Below are 17,045 nucleotides of genomic sequence, written 5' to 3' on the forward strand. Positions count from 1 at the left end.
TCAAGAGCACTGCCGCCGCTATGGCTGCAGTGCTCTTTCTTGTCATCAGGAATGCTCATCAAGCCTAATCATTGGCTGCGCGGCTCTATCCTCACTCCGATTATTGGCCTCCATATTCGAATACACATAAGCCAATAATCGATCTTGATCAATTCCTAACGAATTGGCTACCTTCATAATATCTAATTCATAAGAAAAGCCTGGAATTTGATTGGATTTGACGGACATATGCTTCAACCATCCTTCGAATAGATGTAATAATTGGAAATAATGTGATATAGTTTTCTTACAAGCATTAATCGGCACGACAAAGGCAAAACCACTGAAAAGTGGTGACGCAAAGCTATAGGGACTAATTTGGCTTGATTTACATGTCCAAAATGTCAGCCAGCTGCCAAGACCGCCTCCGTCCGATTAATGTAGAAATGACTAGGAGGAGCTGATAAGGATGGAGAAGATTGTGTTGAATGGGAACATGAGCTTGGATGTGGAAAACTTGATTGCTAACCTGCATCTACCGGAAAGTGATATTTTGAACATGTTCTCCTTTAAGTTTAATAACAACCTGCTTACCCCCGAGGAATCAATTCGTTTTATTCAATTTCTTAGGAGTGAACTGGACAAACGTACCCAATAACAGAATTATGCACGAACGCCCACAAAAATGCAGTCGGTTGGTGTCTATAGAATTATTTTTTTTAAAATCGAAGGAAATCGCGTCATGATAGCTTTTTAAGAATAAACATAGCAAAAAGACAACGGGAATCCCGCTGTCTTTTTCTTATTTTTTGTCAGATTTAAGGTTTAAAGTTTAGTGGATTGAAACATTTTTTTATACATGCTCATTCAATATGCTAGTATCCAAGAATTTCCAAATAAACGACATATACTATACTAGATTACTAGATTAGTCCTTGAACTGAGGATAGAAAGGGAGAATGACGATGAGTTCAGGCTTGATTACCTTGCATTTGACTGCAACCAGTACGGTTTCGGGGACCATTACTACAACGACCACCACGACCATTACGCCATTGGTCAAACGCTTCACAGCCACTGTCGTCATAGGCAACATTCTCTCTGGTGTAACCACCATTCCCTCCACCAGCTTCAAGGATGACTCCGGCGCGAATTTGCCCGCTAATGGTCTTACCGTTCCAGGCAGCAATGGATACTACAATGTATTCGTGAATGGCACTCTCATCGCAGGAGGTCTCACGACGCTAACAACGGCCAGTCTGGCTATTAACAACGCCCTTACGATTGGCGTTACAGTCGTCTTAGAGACGCTCTCCTTTACGGCTACCTCGTCTTCTACTTCAACAACAAATAATTTAGTAGTCACTACTCTAATTCATTCTATCTAACAAATAAAAGCCGATCTGAAGACGTTCAAGCGAACGAATCAGAACCGGCTTTCTTTATTTGTCCCGGAGTAGGCCGGGATCATGCTTTCCCAATATTTGCGTTAACTCTTTGAGGAACATGTTAATGTCCTTGAATTGCCGGTAAACGGAGGCGAAGCGAATGTAAGCCACTTCATCGACTGGGTACAATTGCTCCATGACGATTTCGCCAATGCCTAAACTGTCTACTTCCGCATGAGCCGTCGTGCGAAGCTGCATCTCAACTTCGGATACGAGCATCTCGAGTCTCTCCATGGACACCGGACGTTTCTCACAAGCGCGTATTAAGCCTCTTAAAATTTTCTCACGACTAAATTCTTCCCTGCTGCCATCTTTTTTAATCACAATAAGCGGAGTTTCTTCCACCATCTCAAAGGTGGTAAATCTTCGGGCGCATTTCTCACATTCCCGGCGACGGCGGATCGATTTGTTTTCATTAGCTGAACGTGAGTCAAGCACTTTCGTACCGGAATAATCACAGAACGGACACTTCATTCGCTATCTCTCCTTTCTCTTCTATCTGATGGATTACCATATGTTACATGTCATGAACAAGGAAGAAGTGCGCACAATACTAGTACCAACCGACAAGGAGGTGAACAGACATGAGCGCAGGAAACAGCAACACACTAGTTGTTCCTCAAGCTAACGCAGCGTTGGATCAGTTGAAATACGAAGTAGCCCAAGAACTTGGTATCTCTATCCCACAAGATGGATACTACGGTAACATGGCTACTCGTGACACTGGTGCCATCGGTGGTCACATTACTCGTCGCCTGGTGCAAATCGCAGAACAATCTTTGGCTGGTCAATTCAAGTAATCTTGAGATGAAGTAGCCGCTGAATCTGCAAACGGGAAGCATTGGACTTTCTTTAAGCCCCCACAAAGGAGCTAGTCCAATGCTTCTTTGTTATGTAAAGTCATCATTGCTCATTCTTCCATTGTTCGGAGTAAAGCTTGGTGTATTTCTCATAATAATAAATAACTCGCTGAACATAATGACGCGTTTCGCCGAATGGAATTTGGTCAATGCGTTCTTGTGAACCGTCCCATACGTTCGTTTGCTTCCATTTATTCACATTCCCTTGTCCGGCATTGTAAGCTGCAATCGCATAAATTAAATTTCCATTGTAATGCTTGTTCAGCCAGCTTAAATACCAAGAACCGAGATTAATGTTCACATCCGCTTTTAACAAATCTTCCTGGGTGTGTGGTCCTAAATTGGTGGACTCCACAATCCAATCTGCCGTGTCTGGCATCAACTGCATAAGTCCCAGAGCACCTTTTCTTGATTCCAAATGATGCTTATAGTTCGTCTCCACCCTGATGATGGCCGCAATGAGAAAAGGGTCTATATTGTGCTTCGCCGCACTTTGCTTGATTTCCTGCTCAAAATAAATGGGATACAACTTTCTTCCTATAAAATCGCTGTTCATAAAGAGGACTAGAACGAAACAAACGAGTAAAAGGGCAAACACTCGTTTTTTGCGCAAAAACTTCATGAAAGCCCCTTCCCTAGCCAAAACCGTTCGACCGAAGATAAGGTATCTTCCCAGGTTCCGCTGTTGTCGATCACGATATCCGCTAATTTGCGTTTTTCTTCTATCGACATTTGCGCGTTGATTCGGTTGTTGGCCGCGCTTTCCGTTAAGTTGTCTCTTCGCATTAAACGTTCCACCTGAATGTGAGGAGGCACATACACAACCAGAACCTCTTCGAACATAAAAGATAGATCCGATTCAAACAATAAAGGAATATCGACGACAACCAGTTTGTCAGGAAATTGCTTCTCATACGCTTCCATCTGTTCTCTGATCATCTTGCGAATAGGCGGATGCAAGATGTGTTCTAGTTGTTTACGGGCATCCGTATTTCCAAAAACGATCTCACCCAGCTTTTTACGGTGCAGTGAGCCGTCTTCCTGAATGACCGCTTGTCCAAAATGCGCAGCAACCTGTTCGAGAACAGGGCTGCCGGGCTGGACAACATCGCGCGCGATTTGATCTGCATCTACTAATAGAGCGCCGCGGCTAACCAGCATGGCGCTAACTGTGCTTTTGCCGCAAGCGATTCCTCCTGTTAACCCGATATTCATAGGCAAATCTCTCCTAAATGTATTCCTGTTACTACAGCATTTTCAATAAACCCATAAGAATAAGTACACATCCCGGAAGAATAGATAACTTCTTCATCCACGTCATTTCCGCATAACGAAAGCCAATGCGCAAGCCTAGTGCAATAAACGAACCGCTCGAAATAGAAATCACGGATGCCGTTAACAAAGGAACAAAACCAATTAATGCAGCGCCAATCCCCGCTCCAAATGCGTCCAATGAAAGGGCTAGCCCTAGCAAAGTAGCCTCGGAAGCTGAAATATTACCCGATTTATCCACATCAGCGATGGATGGTGTACGCAAAATTTGAATAACCAAACCAAAACGCTTGAGTTCAATATTCAGGATTTCCTTCGTCCTTTGGAGCGTATCGAGTGTGGCAGGCTCATTGCCGGAAGGTGGAATACTGCTCAGAGATATCTGGTCGTCAGATGACTTGGCTGTCTCTTGGAGATCCTGCGATTTCTGTTGTCTCTGTTGGTAAAGCGCCCAAATGCCAATCCCGATCAGGATGAGTGCACCGATCCGTTTGGCAAACTCGGGAGACATAAAGGAAGACATCAGGACACCAATTTGCATCGAGCTATAAATAATGATACCAGACCAAAGGGATATAATACCAATAGACAGAAATGGGATTCGAATTTTGCGTAATCCGTACATGACGCCAACGCCGAAACCGTCCAATGAAACTGCGAAAGCCAGAACCAGCAAAGAAAGCACCGGAAGCATAATACCCCTCCTAAGAGTTTTACCACTGACGACAATAAGCTGGATAGCAGCACATCATCTGGGCTAAGTACTCCATATCATATGGGAAGGGCGCGCTTCACGTGCCTATTTCTCAGACTTCTTTATGATTCTCTTTCGCTTTAACGGTTGACAGGTTGGACAAATGTGCGTTCCGCGACCGCCCACCACGGTTTTGTAGATTTCGCTGCCGCATGTTTTGCAGCTTTGCGACTGTCTGCCATAAATGTTCAGCTGATGCTGGAATAAGCCGATTTCACCTTGGCCGTTTACATACGATTTGATGGAAGATCCCCCCACCTCAACGGAATCGCTCAACGTACGAATAATCGCCTCATGCAGCAGCATGAGCTCCTTCTTGCTGAGCGACGATGCCTCGCGTTCCGGATGGATACCGGCAAGGAAAAGGGACTCGTCTACATAAATATTACCGATGCCGACAATATATTCTTGATTCAGGAGCAGCGGCTTAATCTTCGTCTTTTTGTGGGCGATCCGGTCCCGGAAAGCTTCCAATGTGAAGGCCTCATCCAGCGGCTCCAAACCAAGTTTATGCAGCGGCGGCTGTGTAAGCTCTTCCCCTCTCGGGAACAAATGCATAGTGCCAAATTGTCTTACATCCTTGTACCGCAGCTCGCTGCCGTCGGTAAACCGAAATAACACATGCGTATGAGACTCCAGCGGATCTTCCGTGCTGTACAGGCCATAGCGGCCTTCCATCCGCAGATGAGAGACCATGACGTAATCCGTTAAAACAAATCGTAAAAACTTGCCTCTGCGCTCAATCGTTTCGATCTGCTGCCCTTGCAGCAGCACTTCAAACATCTGAATATCATCAGGTTTCTGTATAATGCGGGGCAGTCTGACCTGAACCTGCTCGATCGTTTTACCGGTGATCAGATTGTTCAGTGTGCGCTTGACCGTCTCGACTTCGGGTAGTTCAGGCACGGATGTTCACCTCTTTTGAATTTGTTCAGCTTCCTTACTTGGCGTCATACCAAGTAAGGCCATAATCGACGTCCGCACTCAGCGGCACGTCCAGTTTCAATGCCCCTGCCATAACTTCCGGCACCAGGCGGCGCATCGTCTCGAGCTCCTCTTCCGGGACCTCGAAGACGAGCTCATCGTGTACTTGAAGCAGCATGCGGCTCTTCAAGCCCTCTTTCTTCAAGCGGGCATCCATCTGCACCATTGCAAGCTTAATGATGTCTGCCGCCGTACCCTGAATCGGCGTATTCATTGCGGTACGCTCCGCAAAGGAGCGAAGGTTGAAGTTCGAATGTGTAATCTCCGGCAAATACCGGCGGCGCTGCAGCAGCGTCGTCACGTAGCCGTCTCTGCGCGCATCCTTCACGATATCGTCCATATATTTGCGTACGCCTTGGAAGACAGCAAAATATTGTTCAATGAACTGTGCTGCATCCCGGCGAGTAATGTCCAAGTTCTGAGACAAGCCATAGTCGCTGATCCCGTAAACGATCCCGAAGTTAACGGCTTTGGCCTGACGACGCATATTCGCATCGACGGCGCTCTCTTCCACCCCGAAGACGTCCATCGCCGTCTTCGTGTGGATGTCCATATTCTGAAGGAAAGCTTCCTTCAGCTTCTCATCCTGCGAGATGTGCGCCAGCACGCGCAGCTCGATCTGCGAGTAATCCGCAGCGAGAATGTACCATCCAGGCTCGGATGGCACGAACACTTTGCGGATCTTCCGGCCCTCCTCCAGACGAATCGGAATGTTCTGGAGGTTCGGGAACTGGCTGCTGAGCCGTCCTGTGGCGGCAATGGTCTGCCGGTAATAGGTATGCACCTTACCGGTCTCCGGGCGCACCTCTTTCAGCAGCCCTTCAACGTACGTCGATTGCAGCTTCGCCAGCTGACGGTAGTTCAAGATCTGCCCGACCACTTCGTTGTAGGGCGCGAGGCGCTCCAGCACCTCAGCATCGGTCGAGTAGCCGGTTTTGGTCTTCTTCCAAGCTGGCAGCCCCAGCTTCTCGAATAGAATCTCGCCAAGCTGCTTCGGCGAGTTGATGTTGAACTCGACGCCGGCGAGCTTGTAAATACTGGACATAATCGTGTCCAGTTTATTGACGAGCTCCACGCCGAGCGCTTTAAGCCCTTCGGCATCTACGGCGATGCCGCGCAGCTCCATCTCCGCCAGCACGCTGGCCAGCGGCTGCTCCAGTTCATAGAAGAGCTGATGCATCTCGCCCTTCTCCAGCTCTTCCGCGAGCACCGGCACCAGGCGCGCGGTTGCCATTGCTTTGCGTCCCAAGTGGTCGCTAAGCGCCGTTAGCTCCGGCAGGCGGAATTTCGCGCCTTTGCCGAACACGTCTTCGTCTGCCTTCAGACCCGGCAGGCTGTATTTCGCCGATAAGCCGCTCAACGTCAGATTCGACTCCGTTGGGTCGAGCAGGTAAGCGGCGAGCAAGACGTCGAAATCCACGCCTTTGAGCGCGATGCCCTGCCAAGCCAAAGCGAGAATCGAGCGATGCAGATCGAAGAGCTGCTTCTTCTTCGAATCATCCGCCAGCCATGCCCGCAGCGGCTCGCCTGCTTCCCCGCTTAGCAGCTGGATAGGTACATAATAAGAGGTATTCGTCTCCCCCTCGTGAGTAAACCAAACCACGCCGACATTAACGGCTTGATGTGGATTTTCACCGACAGCTTCCACATGGATCGTCCCGCTGTCGCTTAATTTGCCAACTAACTCACCCACATTGGCTTCCGTAACAACAACCGCTTCCATGCTTTCAACAATTTGTCCTTCCGCTTCCAAGTCCACAACGCCGAAATCCATTTTCTCCAGCAAGGATTTAAATTCCAGCTTACGGAACATGCCAGCCAAGGCTTGTCCGTCAAATCCATCGTAACGGAACGTATCCCACTCGGTTTCCATCGGCACTTCGCGGAAAATCGTCGCGAGCTCTTTACTCATAATCGCGTCTTTCGCGTGCTCCTCGACCTTTTCTTTCATCTTGCCCTTCAGGCTGGCTGTATTCGCAAGCACTTCTTCAACAGTGCCGAATTCATGAAGCATCTTGAGCGCAGTCTTCTCTCCAACTCCCGGAATGCCGGGGATGTTATCTGACGTATCACCCATGAGTCCCTTTAGATCAATAATCTGCGCTGGTGTAAGACCGTACTTCTCCTTGATCTCAGCCGGGTTGTATAGCTCAACTTCCGTAATTCCTTTGCGTGTTATCGCAACTGTAACGTGATCGGAAGCGAGCTGCAGCATATCCTTGTCTCCCGAGACAAGCAGCACTTTCTCGCCTTTGGCGTCTGCGGCTTTGGTCAGCGTGCCGATGATGTCGTCAGCTTCATAGCCGGACAGCTCAAACTGCGGAATTTTGAACGCTTGCAACAGTTCTTTGATCAGCGGAAATTGTTCGGAAAGCTCCGACGGCGTTTTGGCCCGTCCACCCTTGTATTCGGTATATTCTTTATGTCGAAACGTAATCTTCCCGGCATCAAAAGCAACAAGAAAATGCGTCGGCTTTTCTTCTTCTATTAATTTAAGCAGCATCGTTGTAAAACCATAAACGGCATTCGTGTGCAATCCGCTAGAATTGCTGAGAAGCGGTAAAGCATAGAAAGCTCTGTTTGCAATCGAGTTACCATCAATAATAATAAGCTTATCCATAAGTTCACACCCCGTTTTTAGACATACTTCCTTCATCATAGCATACGAAATTAAAATAAAAAAACGCTAGCGCACATAAACATGTAAGGAATCCAATAATCGATGTTCCGGTCTTCAAAAGGAGGTTCTCCGAATGAGCCCTTTTTTCTCACCAACACGTAAAAAGGTTATATTTTTCGATATGAATAATACGATTCTGGATCGCAGACAATGCTTTGACTCTGCATTCCTTGAGGTCATGAATGACTACACGGCGAGGTGGGAGCCGGACGAAACTCTCTTCACTGCCCAAGATGTTCTTCAGAGTTATAAAATGGAGTGGAGCCGGCACCGCAAAGCACCGGTGCGCAGCCCTCTATCGCCGGATGAGCTTCGGCACATTTGTTTGCGCAAGGCGCTGCACCCTCTGCCCGTGAATGTGAGCACGGCTTTTACCCGAGCTTTTTTCGAGCAGGTCGAGGAGCAAGAGGATCATTTTGTTGCGCTTTTTCCCGGCGTAGAGGACACGCTCGAAGCGTTATCCCAGAATTATAAGCTGGCCATAATCAGCAACGGAAACCGCAGAAGATTGCAGAGCAATTTGGATAAATTGAAGCTGACCCGGTGGATTACCGAGGATCGCTTATTCAGCTCGGAGAAGGACGGTCCGCGTAAACCGCACCCCGCTATATTTGAGAGGGCTCTGAAGACCATGAACGCGGCTTCAAGCCAAAGTGTGATGGTTGGCAATTCGTGGCGCAATGACGTGGTAGGAGCCGCGTCCAGCGGTCTGGACGCTATCTGGATACATCCCGGGAATATGAAGAAAATTTCCGAACGGCGAATCGGCAAACAGAAGGTCGTTATCATCCGTTCATTTAAACAGTTGATCTACACCTTCTAACGTGTTCACCCTATATTTTGGAAATAATAAATGCTGCCTGGATACGCCTTGGCTTTCTTCTTGAGAACAGCCGCGGTTTGTGAAATATGTTCAAGTGAAATGGGAGATTCACAGATGCAAACGACTAATGACAGCGACAGTGTGACTCCCTCGCTTTTGACCTTATTGCCGCTACGGTCCCATACATACTCCCATTCCTCATCTTCATAGAACATCTGCACGCCCATTTCGAACCTGCGAATCATTTCCTGGCACAGAAGCTCTGGCTCATCCGTAGAAGAAATCGCGATAAAATCATCGCCTCCCACATGCCCCACGAAATCAAGCGGTGTCCCGCAAACCGAAATCGCCTGCTGCATAATGTCAGCGGTATATTGAATCAGTTGATCCCCTTTTTGAAAACCGAACCTATCATTGAACCATTTGAAATAGTCCAGATCCGCATAAACGACGTGGAATGGCTTACTTTCATGAATCCGTTTATTCAATTCCCTATTGATTTGCAAATTCCCTGGCAAGCCCGTTAATGGATTCGCCACTCGAGCGGACTCCATCCGGACATTCGTTATGCTCTCTAGAATGGCTCTGATTGAAGCAATGCCAGCCATCTTTCCGTTGCTTGTAATGATGACAAGGTCATATAAATGATGAATCGACCGCGAGGTTGCCATCTGTGACACCTGCTCGACGGAAATAAACTCGTCCACAATGAGCGGCGAGTCGTCCATAATATTGTCAATCGTCCGGTTCCAAAACAAAGAGAACGCATATTGTCCCGCCAACTGCTGGAACAAGCGATCTCTCATCATAAGGCCGACCGGTTCTTCTTCACTAACGATGACAGCTCCCACTGATTCCTGGTTTTTTTTGAAATAGTCCGCCACTTCCGAAATAGGCGCTTTCTTATCGAACACTTTCACCGGTGTTTTGAGATCGCCAATGGCCCAGGTCATATGTCCTCCTTGTACTTTGCGCTGCTGCCAAATCAACATCTTCAAGCTTTCCTGAATCGTTGCAGGATCCGCCTGTGGTCTGCCCAGCAAAAAACCTTGGGCATAGTGCACCCCAAGCCTCGCCAATTTGGTCAGTTCATCGACATGTTCAATGCCCTCAGCGATCAAAGAGATGTTCATTTTTTGCGCAAAAGTAACAAATGTCTCCAATATGTACTCTTTGACTTTATTGATATGGATATCCTGGATGAGAGACCGGTCGATCTTGATAAAATCCGGTTGAAGCTCAGCAATAGCTTGCATAGACGAGTATCCGGCCCCGGCATCATCGATTGCAATCCGATAACCTTGTTTCCGGTAATGCGCCAATATTTTTTGAGCCAAAGAGAAATCTTCAATGGAGGTTCTTTCTGTTATTTCAAAAACAACGTTGTTTGGACGAAGCCCGTATTTCTGTAAAATTTCCAGCGTTTTCCCCGGAACGAACCCTGGATCATACAACACATGCGAAGAAATATTAATAAAAAGCAATTGCTGCGGATGCTCCAAAATTGAACCCTGAATCGCTTTCTCCCGTGCCAACTGTTCAAGCTTGTACAACTCACCGTGCTGCTCTGCGAATTGAAACATGGTTAGCGGCGAGTGAAAGTTACTATCTTTGGGACCACGAATTAGTGCTTCGTACCCCATTACTAGACCATCTTGCATAGAAACAATAGGCTGATAGACAGAATAAATGGAACCTTTTTCAATGATATCGTAAAATTGGAGGAGCTCTTCTGACTGAATACCCATGTCCATCATCCCTTGCGTCATTTAAGTTTATTATCAGTCTATCAAACCAAATGTCAGGCTTTATTATCAATATGTAAAATGTGTGTAAAGAGTTCAAATAAAAAAGAGGGAATTGCCTTTTCGCCACGAAAAAATAGAAGGACGATTGCTAGGTGCGTACAAAGGCTTGTACAAGCACGGAAAGGATTTGAAATGGAACAACAAGTCAAAATCTTGGCGGTAGATGACCGCTACGAGAACTTGCTGGCTCTCAATAGCATTCTGGCCTCTTCCCACTATGACGTGATTTCGCTGCAATCGGGTGAGGAAGTTCTTCGATATTTATTAAAGGAACCCGCCGATCATATTGCTGTCATTCTCATGGATGTTCAAATGCCTGGGCTTAGCGGCTTTGAAACGGTTGAGCTGATCAAGCAGCGCAAAGCCTGTCAGGATATTCCGATCATCTTCTTAACCGCCCTCAGCACATCCATTGAGCATGTTCTAAAAGGATATCATGTGGGCTCCATTGATTACTTGTTCAAGCCTGTTCATCCCGAAATGCTGCGCATGAAAGTCGATGCTTTCGTCAATATGCATTTGGGACATCAAAAAATCAAATTTCAAAGCGAGCTGCTTCACAAACGGACGCTTGATCTCGAAGAGACGAATCGTAAACTGGCTGAAGCCGAGGAGAAACTGAAGCAGCAGAATTCACTTCTAGAACAATGGGTCGAAGAACGGACTACGGAACTAGTAGATGCCCATGAGAAGCTGCTGAAGTCTCAGGACCATTTTCAGAAAATGTTCATGCTCTCCCCTTCCTTGATGGCCATTCGCCGTCTGCCGGATCTTACTTATATCGAAATAAATGAAAGCTGGAAGCAATATACGGGATATGGTGACGAAATCATCGGGACCAATATGGATTTATTACGAGCGGATTCCGGGGAATCTATCAGCTGCGATGAGGTTATTCATAACTGCAAGGTAAAGTATGAAACCAAATCCAAAGAGACACGGACGGCACTTCTCTCTACGGAGATCATCGATATTGAAAATGAAAGCTGCTTGCTTCAGGTAGCCGTTGACATTACGGAAAGCTTGCGCTTTGAGACGGAAATGGCTCGTCTTGCTCAGCTGAATCTAGTTGGGGAAATGGCGGCTGGCATCGCCCATGAAATTCGCAATCCGATGACGACGATCCGCGGCTTTCTGCAATTGTTTCGTGAAAACGATCGCAATATGCAAAAAGAATATATCCCAATTATGCTTGAGGAGCTGGATCGCGCCAACGAAATTATTACCGAATATTTGTCGCTGGCCAAAAACAAACAATCCCATCAACAGCCGGATCAAATCAACCGGATCATTGAAATGCTCCTTCCACTCATCCAAGCTGAAGCTGTCATGTCAGGCAAACACGTTCAGTTCCAATTCGTCGATTGCCCGGTTATTCACCTGGATGATAAAGAGATGCGGCAGCTTATTCTCAATATGTGCATGAATGGGCTTGAAGCCATGACGATTGGCGGAACGCTTACGATCCAAACTTTCGAAGAGAACGGCTATGTTGTCTTGCTCATTTCGGACGAGGGGACAGGCATTGATGAGAAGCATCTGGAGAAGCTTGGGCGCCCATTCTTCACCACGAAGGATGAAGGCACAGGTCTTGGTTTAGCCATTTGCTACAGCATCGCTGCAAGGCACCGTGCATCGATTGAGGTCCAATCCAGCTCGGAGGGGACAACCTTTCTTATTCGCTTCCCTATTCCTGAATGAGCCGCGGCTGCGAATCCCTTCGTGGCACATGGCATCAAAAAAAGACCGTAAACCAAGCGAATTCCGCTTCGTTGTACGGTCTTTTTTGTCCTTATTACACGTTCAAGTCTTTACGCTTCCCAGTCACCATATAAATGACGCCTTCACCAATATTGGTCGTGTGATCCGCTACCCGCTCCAGGAAGTGGGCAACCAGCAGTAAATGTGTCAGCTGGCGATTGCGGTTGTAATCGGAATTCATCATTCCCATCAGCTCTGTCATGACCGTGCTGTACATTTTATCAACACGATCATCCTTTTCAGCTAATGCCGCCGCACGATGTACATCGCGCTCAGTGTAGGACAGAAGGCTTTCCTGCAGCATCTCGATGGCGATATTCGCCATTTGCGGAATCGTCTCGAGAGGCTTCACAAGCTCCTCTCCGGCGAAGCGGATCGTAATTTTCGCGATGTCTACCGCATGATCAGCAATACGCTCCAAGTCAATCGCAATTTTGAGTGCTGTGCCGATAATGCGCAAATCACTTGCCATCGGCTGCTGCAAAGCAATGAGACGCAGCGACAGTTCATCAATCCTTGTTAAATAATCATCGATTTGATCGTCATTGTTAATTACTTGCTGCGCGGCTTTTTCATTGAGCGTTGCCAGAGAATTAACGGAAGTAAGAATCAATTCCTTAACGCTTTCCCCCATCTCAAGCAATTCTTTTTGCAGCAAAGTTAATGATTGATGAAACCCGGGTCTTGCATCCATGTACGTTGCCCCTTCCAGTAGTGTTAACCGAATCTTCCTGTGATGTAATCTTCAGTACGTTGATCGTTCGGATTTGTAAAGATTTTATCGGTTTTGTCAGTTTCGACTAAATACCCATTCAAGAAAAAGGAGGTCATATCGGAAATCCTAGCTGCTTGCTGCATGTTGTGAGTTACGATAATGATTGTATATTTGTCTTTCAGGGTTTGTGTAAGCTCTTCAACCTTCAACGTTGAAATTGGGTCTAAGGCAGACGTAGGTTCATCCATCAACAGAACATCCGGCTCTACGGCAAGCAAACGAGCGATACATAAACGCTGCTGCTGTCCACCAGACAATCCAAGTGCGGATTTGTTCAACCGATCCTTAACTTCATCCCATAATGCGGCTTGTACAAGGCTGCGTTCTACGATTTCATCAAGCAAGGCTTTTTTCTTGATTCCGTGAATGCGCGGGCCATAAGCAATATTGTCATAAATACTCATCGGGAACGGATTCGGGCGTTGAAACACCATGCCTACACGTTTACGCAAAGAAACGACATCTGAATCAGAACCATAAATGTTATGGCCGTCTACTGCGACATTTCCCGTAATACGAACACTGTCAATCAAGTCATTCATACGGTTCAAAGTACGCAGGAACGTTGATTTCCCACAGCCTGAAGGTCCAATCAATGCCGCAATACTTCCTTTTTCAATCGTTAGGTCAATATCGTGAAGCGCGTGATTTTCTCCGTAGAATAAGTTCAATTTATCTGCTTTAATCTTTGTTTTCGTCATGGTTGAAGTCGACATTGTTTATTTCCCCCCGGAAAGTCTTTTTTGTAAGATTCGGCTTGGTATGCTGACCAACAGGTTAAAGATAAGTACAACGATCAGAAGCAGCGCGGCACTTCCTTTGGCAATGTCTTTCGCATCCGGCACAAGCGCTTCAGCACCTACATACCATAGATGAACAGATAACGTTTCACCCATGTTCAGCGGGTTGAAATCCGGGAAGAAACGGGAAACCGATAACCCGGCTGTGTAAATAAGAATGGCGGATTCACCTAACGCACGACCTGCAATCAGCGTGATTCCAGTGATCAAACTAGGCAGAGCTGCTGGAATTAGAACTTTGCGGATAGCCTGCCACTTAGTTGACCCCAACGCCAAGCTTGCTTCCCAATAGGACTCCGGAACCGTGCGGATCGATTCTTCCGTAACCCTGACCATAACAGGTAAATTCAACAGGGCTACCGTCGCCGCGCCGCCGAGAATGGAAAACTTCAGCCCGAGCAAATTGGCGAAAAGCAAGAATCCAAACAATCCAAAAACGATGGAAGGTACAGAAGACAAAGCCTCAACGGATATACGGACAAGATCCGTAAACCAATTCTTTTGTGCATAAATCGCTAAGTAAATGCCTGAGAACAATCCGATTGGAATGGAAATCAGGAGAGATAAGATCAAGACATAGAAAGAGTTGAACAATTGAGGCCCAACGCCCCCGCCGGCTTTAATTTCTTCCGGCTTTCCGAAGATGAAATGCCAGGACAGATGAGGAATGCCATCTCCCAAAATCCGAAAGAGAAACCAAGCCAAAATCCCTATGATAAGAATGCCTGACGCCCAAAAATATACCGTCGCAATCCGGTCCGTTGATTTACTTGTCATTTCACTTCACTCCTTTTTGCAACAATACGAATGATGATAATTAAGGATAAGGAGATCACAAGTAAAAGCAGCGCCATCATGTACAACGCATTGTTCCAAGTTGATCCGTAATTTGTATTCCCCATGTCTTTCACGATTGCTGTTGTTAATACCGTTGTAGAATCCAGCAATGATTTAGGCATTTGAGGTGAGTTACCAATAACCATAAATACAGCCATGGTTTCTCCAATTGCACGGCCCATCCCAAGAATAATTGCCGTTAAAATACCCGGTCTAGCTGCTGGCAGCAGCACGCGCCACATCGTTTGCCAGCGTGTTGCTCCAAGCGCAAGAGATGCTTCCTCCAGACGGCTAGGAAGCGCTCGGATCGCGTCCTCAGAGATGGAGAGAATGGTTGGTAGAATCATAATTGCTAATATGATAGAAGCAGGCAGAATGCCGTAAGCGACATCGCCGGTTATTTTGCCTATGGCAGGAACAATGACTGTCATCCCGATCAAACCGTAGACAACTGAGGGAATCCCTACGAATAAATCAGTCGCTGGGCGCATGATTTCGCGCATCCATTTTGGCGCAATTTTGGCCATGAATAACGCGCCGGACAAAGCCAGCGGTACGGAGAAAACGACGGAAACAAGCGTCATCAGCAAGGTGCTGTATAAGAAAGGAAACGCTCCGAATTTATTCGAGCCTGGCGTCCAGTCCGTCGAGAAGAAAAACTCCAAAGGACTTACACCCTGAAACGTCTTGATCCCTTGCATACCTACGAAAACAATGATGGAGAAAATAATCGCCGATACAAGTGCAGCACTAAGGACAAATACCCAGCGCATGATGCTGTCTTGTCTATGTTGTCCTCGGGTCCACTTGGAAACAATTGGACGGCTTTTGCTGTCTGAACTCGCATTTGATAGTTTGTCTGCTACGGAATTCACTGGGTTAATCCCCCTTTATTTAATACCACATGCCCTAACATGTCATACTGTTATGATAGGACATGAATGTCATTGCATCGTTAATGAATTGTAAAGGCAATGTAAAAGTTTATTGATTTAGGCACTCACACAGCAAAAAGAGCGCCCGCATGATGCGAACGCCCTAGATGAGAGAACTACTTATTTTTTAAGCAAATCAGCTGGCAAGAATTTCAAGTCACGAACTTGTTTACCTTGGAATTCTTTTGTGGACATATACTCGATGAAAGCTTTAGCTGGATCTTTTGCTTCACCTTTTGTATACATGTGCTCAACACCAAACAGTTTGTAAGTGCCGTTTTTGATGTTATCTTCGGAGAAAGCTACGCCGTCGATTTTCAATGCTTTAACTGTATCATCGATGTAAGGAGTATCTACATAACCGATGGAACCGGATTGACCAACAACAGCTGTTTTCATAGCACCGCTGTTTTCTTGTGTAATACCGTCTTTCGTGAAGTCTTTACCATCAAGAATGATCGTTTTTACAAGCGTACGGGAACCGGAGCTATCTGGACGGTGTACAAGAACGATTTTCGCATCGTTACCGCCAACATCTTTCCAGTTAGTGATTTTACCCATGTAAATATCAGCAGCTTGTTGTTTTGTTACGTTGTCTACTTTAACGTCTTTGTTTACGATGAATGCGAATGGAGCAATTGCTACTTGGTGGTCAACAAGACCTTTATCTTTATATTCAGCGCCTGGCTCAACGTCGGAGTTACCGATATCGGAAGTGCCGTCAGCTACGTTTTTAATTCCTGTGCCTGAACCACCAGCTGTAACGTTGATCGTTACTTTTGGGTTCTTTTCCATAAACTCAGTTGCCGCTTGTTTAACTAGCGGAAGCAATGCGCTTGAACCGGAAGCCGTGATTGTACCAGTAAGTTCTGTTTTAGGTGTATCAGAAGGCTTTGCAGACGCTGTAGCAGCTGTTGTTGCAGCAGGTGTAGCGGAAGCGCCATTTGTTTTTGTTTCTGTTTTTGCTCCGCATCCAACCAATGACCCCATCATTAATACCGCGGATAGTGTTAATGTAATTCCTTTTTTCGACATGAACTTGAACATAGTCAGCATGTCCTCCTTTTATTTTATGTTGCTTCTCTTGTTAGTTTCGATTTCCTTGTTTGTTCCTCGCAACTAACTTACAAATACATCGTAACAATCGAATGTAAAATCCAAACCCATGAAACGTAAACGTAATGTAAAACTTTTTCATAGGACTTTTGATAGAGTTGTATGGTTAATTTTACATCTTATTTACACAGTTCGACGCTTTAGTTAATAGAAGTCTCCTATATTTATAAGTAGAAACAAGAAACGCGTCATATCTTGTCTATTTATGGGGGG

18 protein-coding genes and 1 riboswitch are annotated in these 17,045 nt (G+C 46.3%); of the genes, 5 read left to right on the plus strand and 13 right to left on the minus strand.

The features are described from left to right. Positions 1–45: 45 nt before the first annotated feature. The gene (locus GON05_RS24775) at positions 46–228 is read right to left on the minus strand and encodes a hypothetical protein (protein ID WP_157322816.1); all 183 of its coding nucleotides are present in this window, start codon (positions 226–228) and stop codon (positions 46–48) included. Between the two features lie 74 nt (positions 229–302). Beyond that, a riboswitch (cyclic di-GMP riboswitch) is annotated at positions 303–399 on the plus strand. Positions 400–448: 49 nt separating this feature from the next. Between GON05_RS24775 and GON05_RS24780 the strand changes: the two genes are divergently transcribed. Continuing rightward, the gene (locus GON05_RS24780) at positions 449–637 is read left to right on the plus strand and encodes a hypothetical protein (RefSeq protein ID WP_127458072.1); all 189 of its coding nucleotides are present in this window, start codon (positions 449–451) and stop codon (positions 635–637) included. 307 nt (positions 638–944) lie between these two features. Further along, positions 945–1,367 carry a DUF4183 domain-containing protein gene (locus GON05_RS24785; protein ID WP_157322818.1) on the plus strand — a complete coding sequence of 141 codons (423 nt, stop codon included), beginning with the start codon at positions 945–947 and terminating at the stop codon, positions 1,365–1,367. Between the two features lie 54 nt (positions 1,368–1,421). On the opposite strand, the gene nrdR is transcribed toward GON05_RS24785, so the two are convergent. Then, positions 1,422–1,901 (minus strand): transcriptional regulator NrdR, encoded by a 480-nt coding sequence (nrdR, locus tag GON05_RS24790; RefSeq protein WP_127458074.1) that lies wholly within the window; start codon positions 1,899–1,901, stop codon positions 1,422–1,424. A gap of 110 nt (positions 1,902–2,011) precedes the next feature. Between nrdR and GON05_RS24795 the strand changes: the two genes are divergently transcribed. Continuing rightward, positions 2,012–2,227: an alpha/beta-type small acid-soluble spore protein gene (locus tag GON05_RS24795; RefSeq protein ID WP_127458075.1), complete on the plus strand. Its 216-nt coding sequence runs from the start codon at positions 2,012–2,014 to the stop codon at positions 2,225–2,227. Positions 2,228–2,330: 103 nt separating this feature from the next. Here GON05_RS24795 and GON05_RS24800 read toward each other — a convergent pair whose 3' ends face one another. The 5 genes from GON05_RS24800 to polA all read right to left on the minus strand — a co-directional run bounded on the left by GON05_RS24800 (position 2,331) and on the right by polA (position 7,917). Next, entirely contained in the window at positions 2,331–2,909 is a 579-nt protein-coding gene (locus tag GON05_RS24800) for a lytic transglycosylase domain-containing protein (RefSeq protein WP_127458076.1), read from the minus strand. After that, a complete protein-coding gene (gene coaE / locus GON05_RS24805; protein WP_157322819.1) occupies positions 2,906–3,502 on the minus strand; it encodes a dephospho-CoA kinase in 597 nt (198 codons plus the stop codon). Before coaE ends, GON05_RS24800 begins: the two co-directional genes overlap by 4 nt. Before the next feature lie 31 nt (positions 3,503–3,533). Further along, the gene (locus GON05_RS24810; protein WP_127458078.1) at positions 3,534–4,253 is read right to left on the minus strand and encodes an MntP/YtaF family protein; all 720 of its coding nucleotides are present in this window, start codon (positions 4,251–4,253) and stop codon (positions 3,534–3,536) included. Positions 4,254–4,358: 105 nt separating this feature from the next. Further along, on the minus strand, positions 4,359–5,219 hold the full coding sequence (mutM, locus tag GON05_RS24815) for a DNA-formamidopyrimidine glycosylase (RefSeq protein ID WP_181646699.1): 861 nt from the start codon (positions 5,217–5,219) through the stop codon (positions 4,359–4,361). A 34-nt stretch (positions 5,220–5,253) separates the two neighbouring features. After that, a complete protein-coding gene (polA, locus tag GON05_RS24820) occupies positions 5,254–7,917 on the minus strand; it encodes a DNA polymerase I (protein ID WP_157322821.1) in 2,664 nt (887 codons plus the stop codon). A gap of 133 nt (positions 7,918–8,050) precedes the next feature. Here polA and GON05_RS24825 point away from each other — a divergent pair, with 133 nt between their 5' ends. Next, positions 8,051–8,800: an HAD family hydrolase gene (locus tag GON05_RS24825; RefSeq protein ID WP_157322823.1), complete on the plus strand. Its 750-nt coding sequence runs from the start codon at positions 8,051–8,053 to the stop codon at positions 8,798–8,800. Positions 8,801–8,805: 5 nt separating this feature from the next. Here GON05_RS24825 and GON05_RS24830 read toward each other — a convergent pair whose 3' ends face one another. Continuing rightward, complete coding sequence (locus GON05_RS24830; protein WP_181646700.1) at positions 8,806–10,548, minus strand: GGDEF domain-containing protein; 1,743 nt, start codon at positions 10,546–10,548, stop codon at positions 8,806–8,808. Positions 10,549–10,740: 192 nt separating this feature from the next. Here GON05_RS24830 and GON05_RS24835 point away from each other — a divergent pair, with 192 nt between their 5' ends. Next, entirely contained in the window at positions 10,741–12,309 is a 1,569-nt protein-coding gene (locus tag GON05_RS24835; RefSeq protein ID WP_157322828.1) for a response regulator, read from the plus strand. 94 nt (positions 12,310–12,403) lie between these two features. On the opposite strand, the gene phoU is transcribed toward GON05_RS24835, so the two are convergent. From phoU to GON05_RS24860, 5 genes are all read right to left on the minus strand, one after another. Further along, entirely contained in the window at positions 12,404–13,063 is a 660-nt protein-coding gene (gene phoU / locus GON05_RS24840; protein WP_127457814.1) for a phosphate signaling complex protein PhoU, read from the minus strand. A gap of 23 nt (positions 13,064–13,086) precedes the next feature. After that, positions 13,087–13,860 (minus strand): phosphate ABC transporter ATP-binding protein PstB, encoded by a 774-nt coding sequence (gene pstB / locus GON05_RS24845; RefSeq protein ID WP_157322830.1) that lies wholly within the window; start codon positions 13,858–13,860, stop codon positions 13,087–13,089. A 3-nt stretch (positions 13,861–13,863) separates the two neighbouring features. Continuing rightward, positions 13,864–14,721: a phosphate ABC transporter permease PstA gene (gene pstA / locus GON05_RS24850; protein WP_127457816.1), complete on the minus strand. Its 858-nt coding sequence runs from the start codon at positions 14,719–14,721 to the stop codon at positions 13,864–13,866. Next, entirely contained in the window at positions 14,718–15,656 is a 939-nt protein-coding gene (gene pstC / locus GON05_RS24855) for a phosphate ABC transporter permease subunit PstC (protein WP_181646701.1), read from the minus strand. The genes pstA and pstC overlap by 4 nt, the downstream gene beginning before the upstream one ends. 180 nt (positions 15,657–15,836) lie before the next feature. Continuing rightward, positions 15,837–16,763 (minus strand): phosphate ABC transporter substrate-binding protein, encoded by a 927-nt coding sequence (locus GON05_RS24860; protein ID WP_157322832.1) that lies wholly within the window; start codon positions 16,761–16,763, stop codon positions 15,837–15,839. Positions 16,764–17,045 lie beyond the last annotated feature (282 nt).

It is taken from the genome of Paenibacillus anseongensis (assembly GCF_009757995.1).
Taxonomy (GTDB): Bacteria; Bacillota; Bacilli; order Paenibacillales; family NBRC-103111; genus Paenibacillus_E; species Paenibacillus_E chondroitinus.

Excerpts from the sequence above, each read along its gene's own strand:
- GON05_RS24775 (WP_157322816.1), bottom strand. The coding sequence starts at position 228 with ATGTCCGTCAAATCCAATCAAATTCCAGGCTTTTCTTATGAATTAGAT.
- GON05_RS24780 (WP_127458072.1), top strand. The coding sequence starts at position 449 with ATGGAGAAGATTGTGTTGAATGGGAACATGAGCTTGGATGTGGAAAAC.
- GON05_RS24785 (WP_157322818.1), top strand. The coding sequence starts at position 945 with ATGAGTTCAGGCTTGATTACCTTGCATTTGACTGCAACCAGTACGGTT.
- nrdR (WP_127458074.1), bottom strand. The coding sequence starts at position 1,901 with ATGAAGTGTCCGTTCTGTGATTATTCCGGTACGAAAGTGCTTGACTCA.
- GON05_RS24795 (WP_127458075.1), top strand. The coding sequence starts at position 2,012 with ATGAGCGCAGGAAACAGCAACACACTAGTTGTTCCTCAAGCTAACGCA.
- GON05_RS24800 (WP_127458076.1), bottom strand. The coding sequence starts at position 2,909 with ATGAAGTTTTTGCGCAAAAAACGAGTGTTTGCCCTTTTACTCGTTTGT.
- coaE (WP_157322819.1), bottom strand. The coding sequence starts at position 3,502 with ATGAATATCGGGTTAACAGGAGGAATCGCTTGCGGCAAAAGCACAGTT.
- GON05_RS24810 (WP_127458078.1), bottom strand. The coding sequence starts at position 4,253 with ATGCTTCCGGTGCTTTCTTTGCTGGTTCTGGCTTTCGCAGTTTCATTG.
- polA (WP_157322821.1), bottom strand. The coding sequence starts at position 7,917 with ATGGATAAGCTTATTATTATTGATGGTAACTCGATTGCAAACAGAGCT.
- GON05_RS24825 (WP_157322823.1), top strand. The coding sequence starts at position 8,051 with ATGAGCCCTTTTTTCTCACCAACACGTAAAAAGGTTATATTTTTCGAT.
- GON05_RS24830 (WP_181646700.1), bottom strand. The coding sequence starts at position 10,548 with ATGGGTATTCAGTCAGAAGAGCTCCTCCAATTTTACGATATCATTGAA.
- GON05_RS24835 (WP_157322828.1), top strand. The coding sequence starts at position 10,741 with ATGGAACAACAAGTCAAAATCTTGGCGGTAGATGACCGCTACGAGAAC.
- phoU (WP_127457814.1), bottom strand. The coding sequence starts at position 13,063 with ATGGATGCAAGACCCGGGTTTCATCAATCATTAACTTTGCTGCAAAAA.
- pstB (WP_157322830.1), bottom strand. The coding sequence starts at position 13,860 with ATGTCGACTTCAACCATGACGAAAACAAAGATTAAAGCAGATAAATTG.
- pstA (WP_127457816.1), bottom strand. The coding sequence starts at position 14,721 with ATGACAAGTAAATCAACGGACCGGATTGCGACGGTATATTTTTGGGCG.
- GON05_RS24860 (WP_157322832.1), bottom strand. The coding sequence starts at position 16,763 with ATGTTCAAGTTCATGTCGAAAAAAGGAATTACATTAACACTATCCGCG.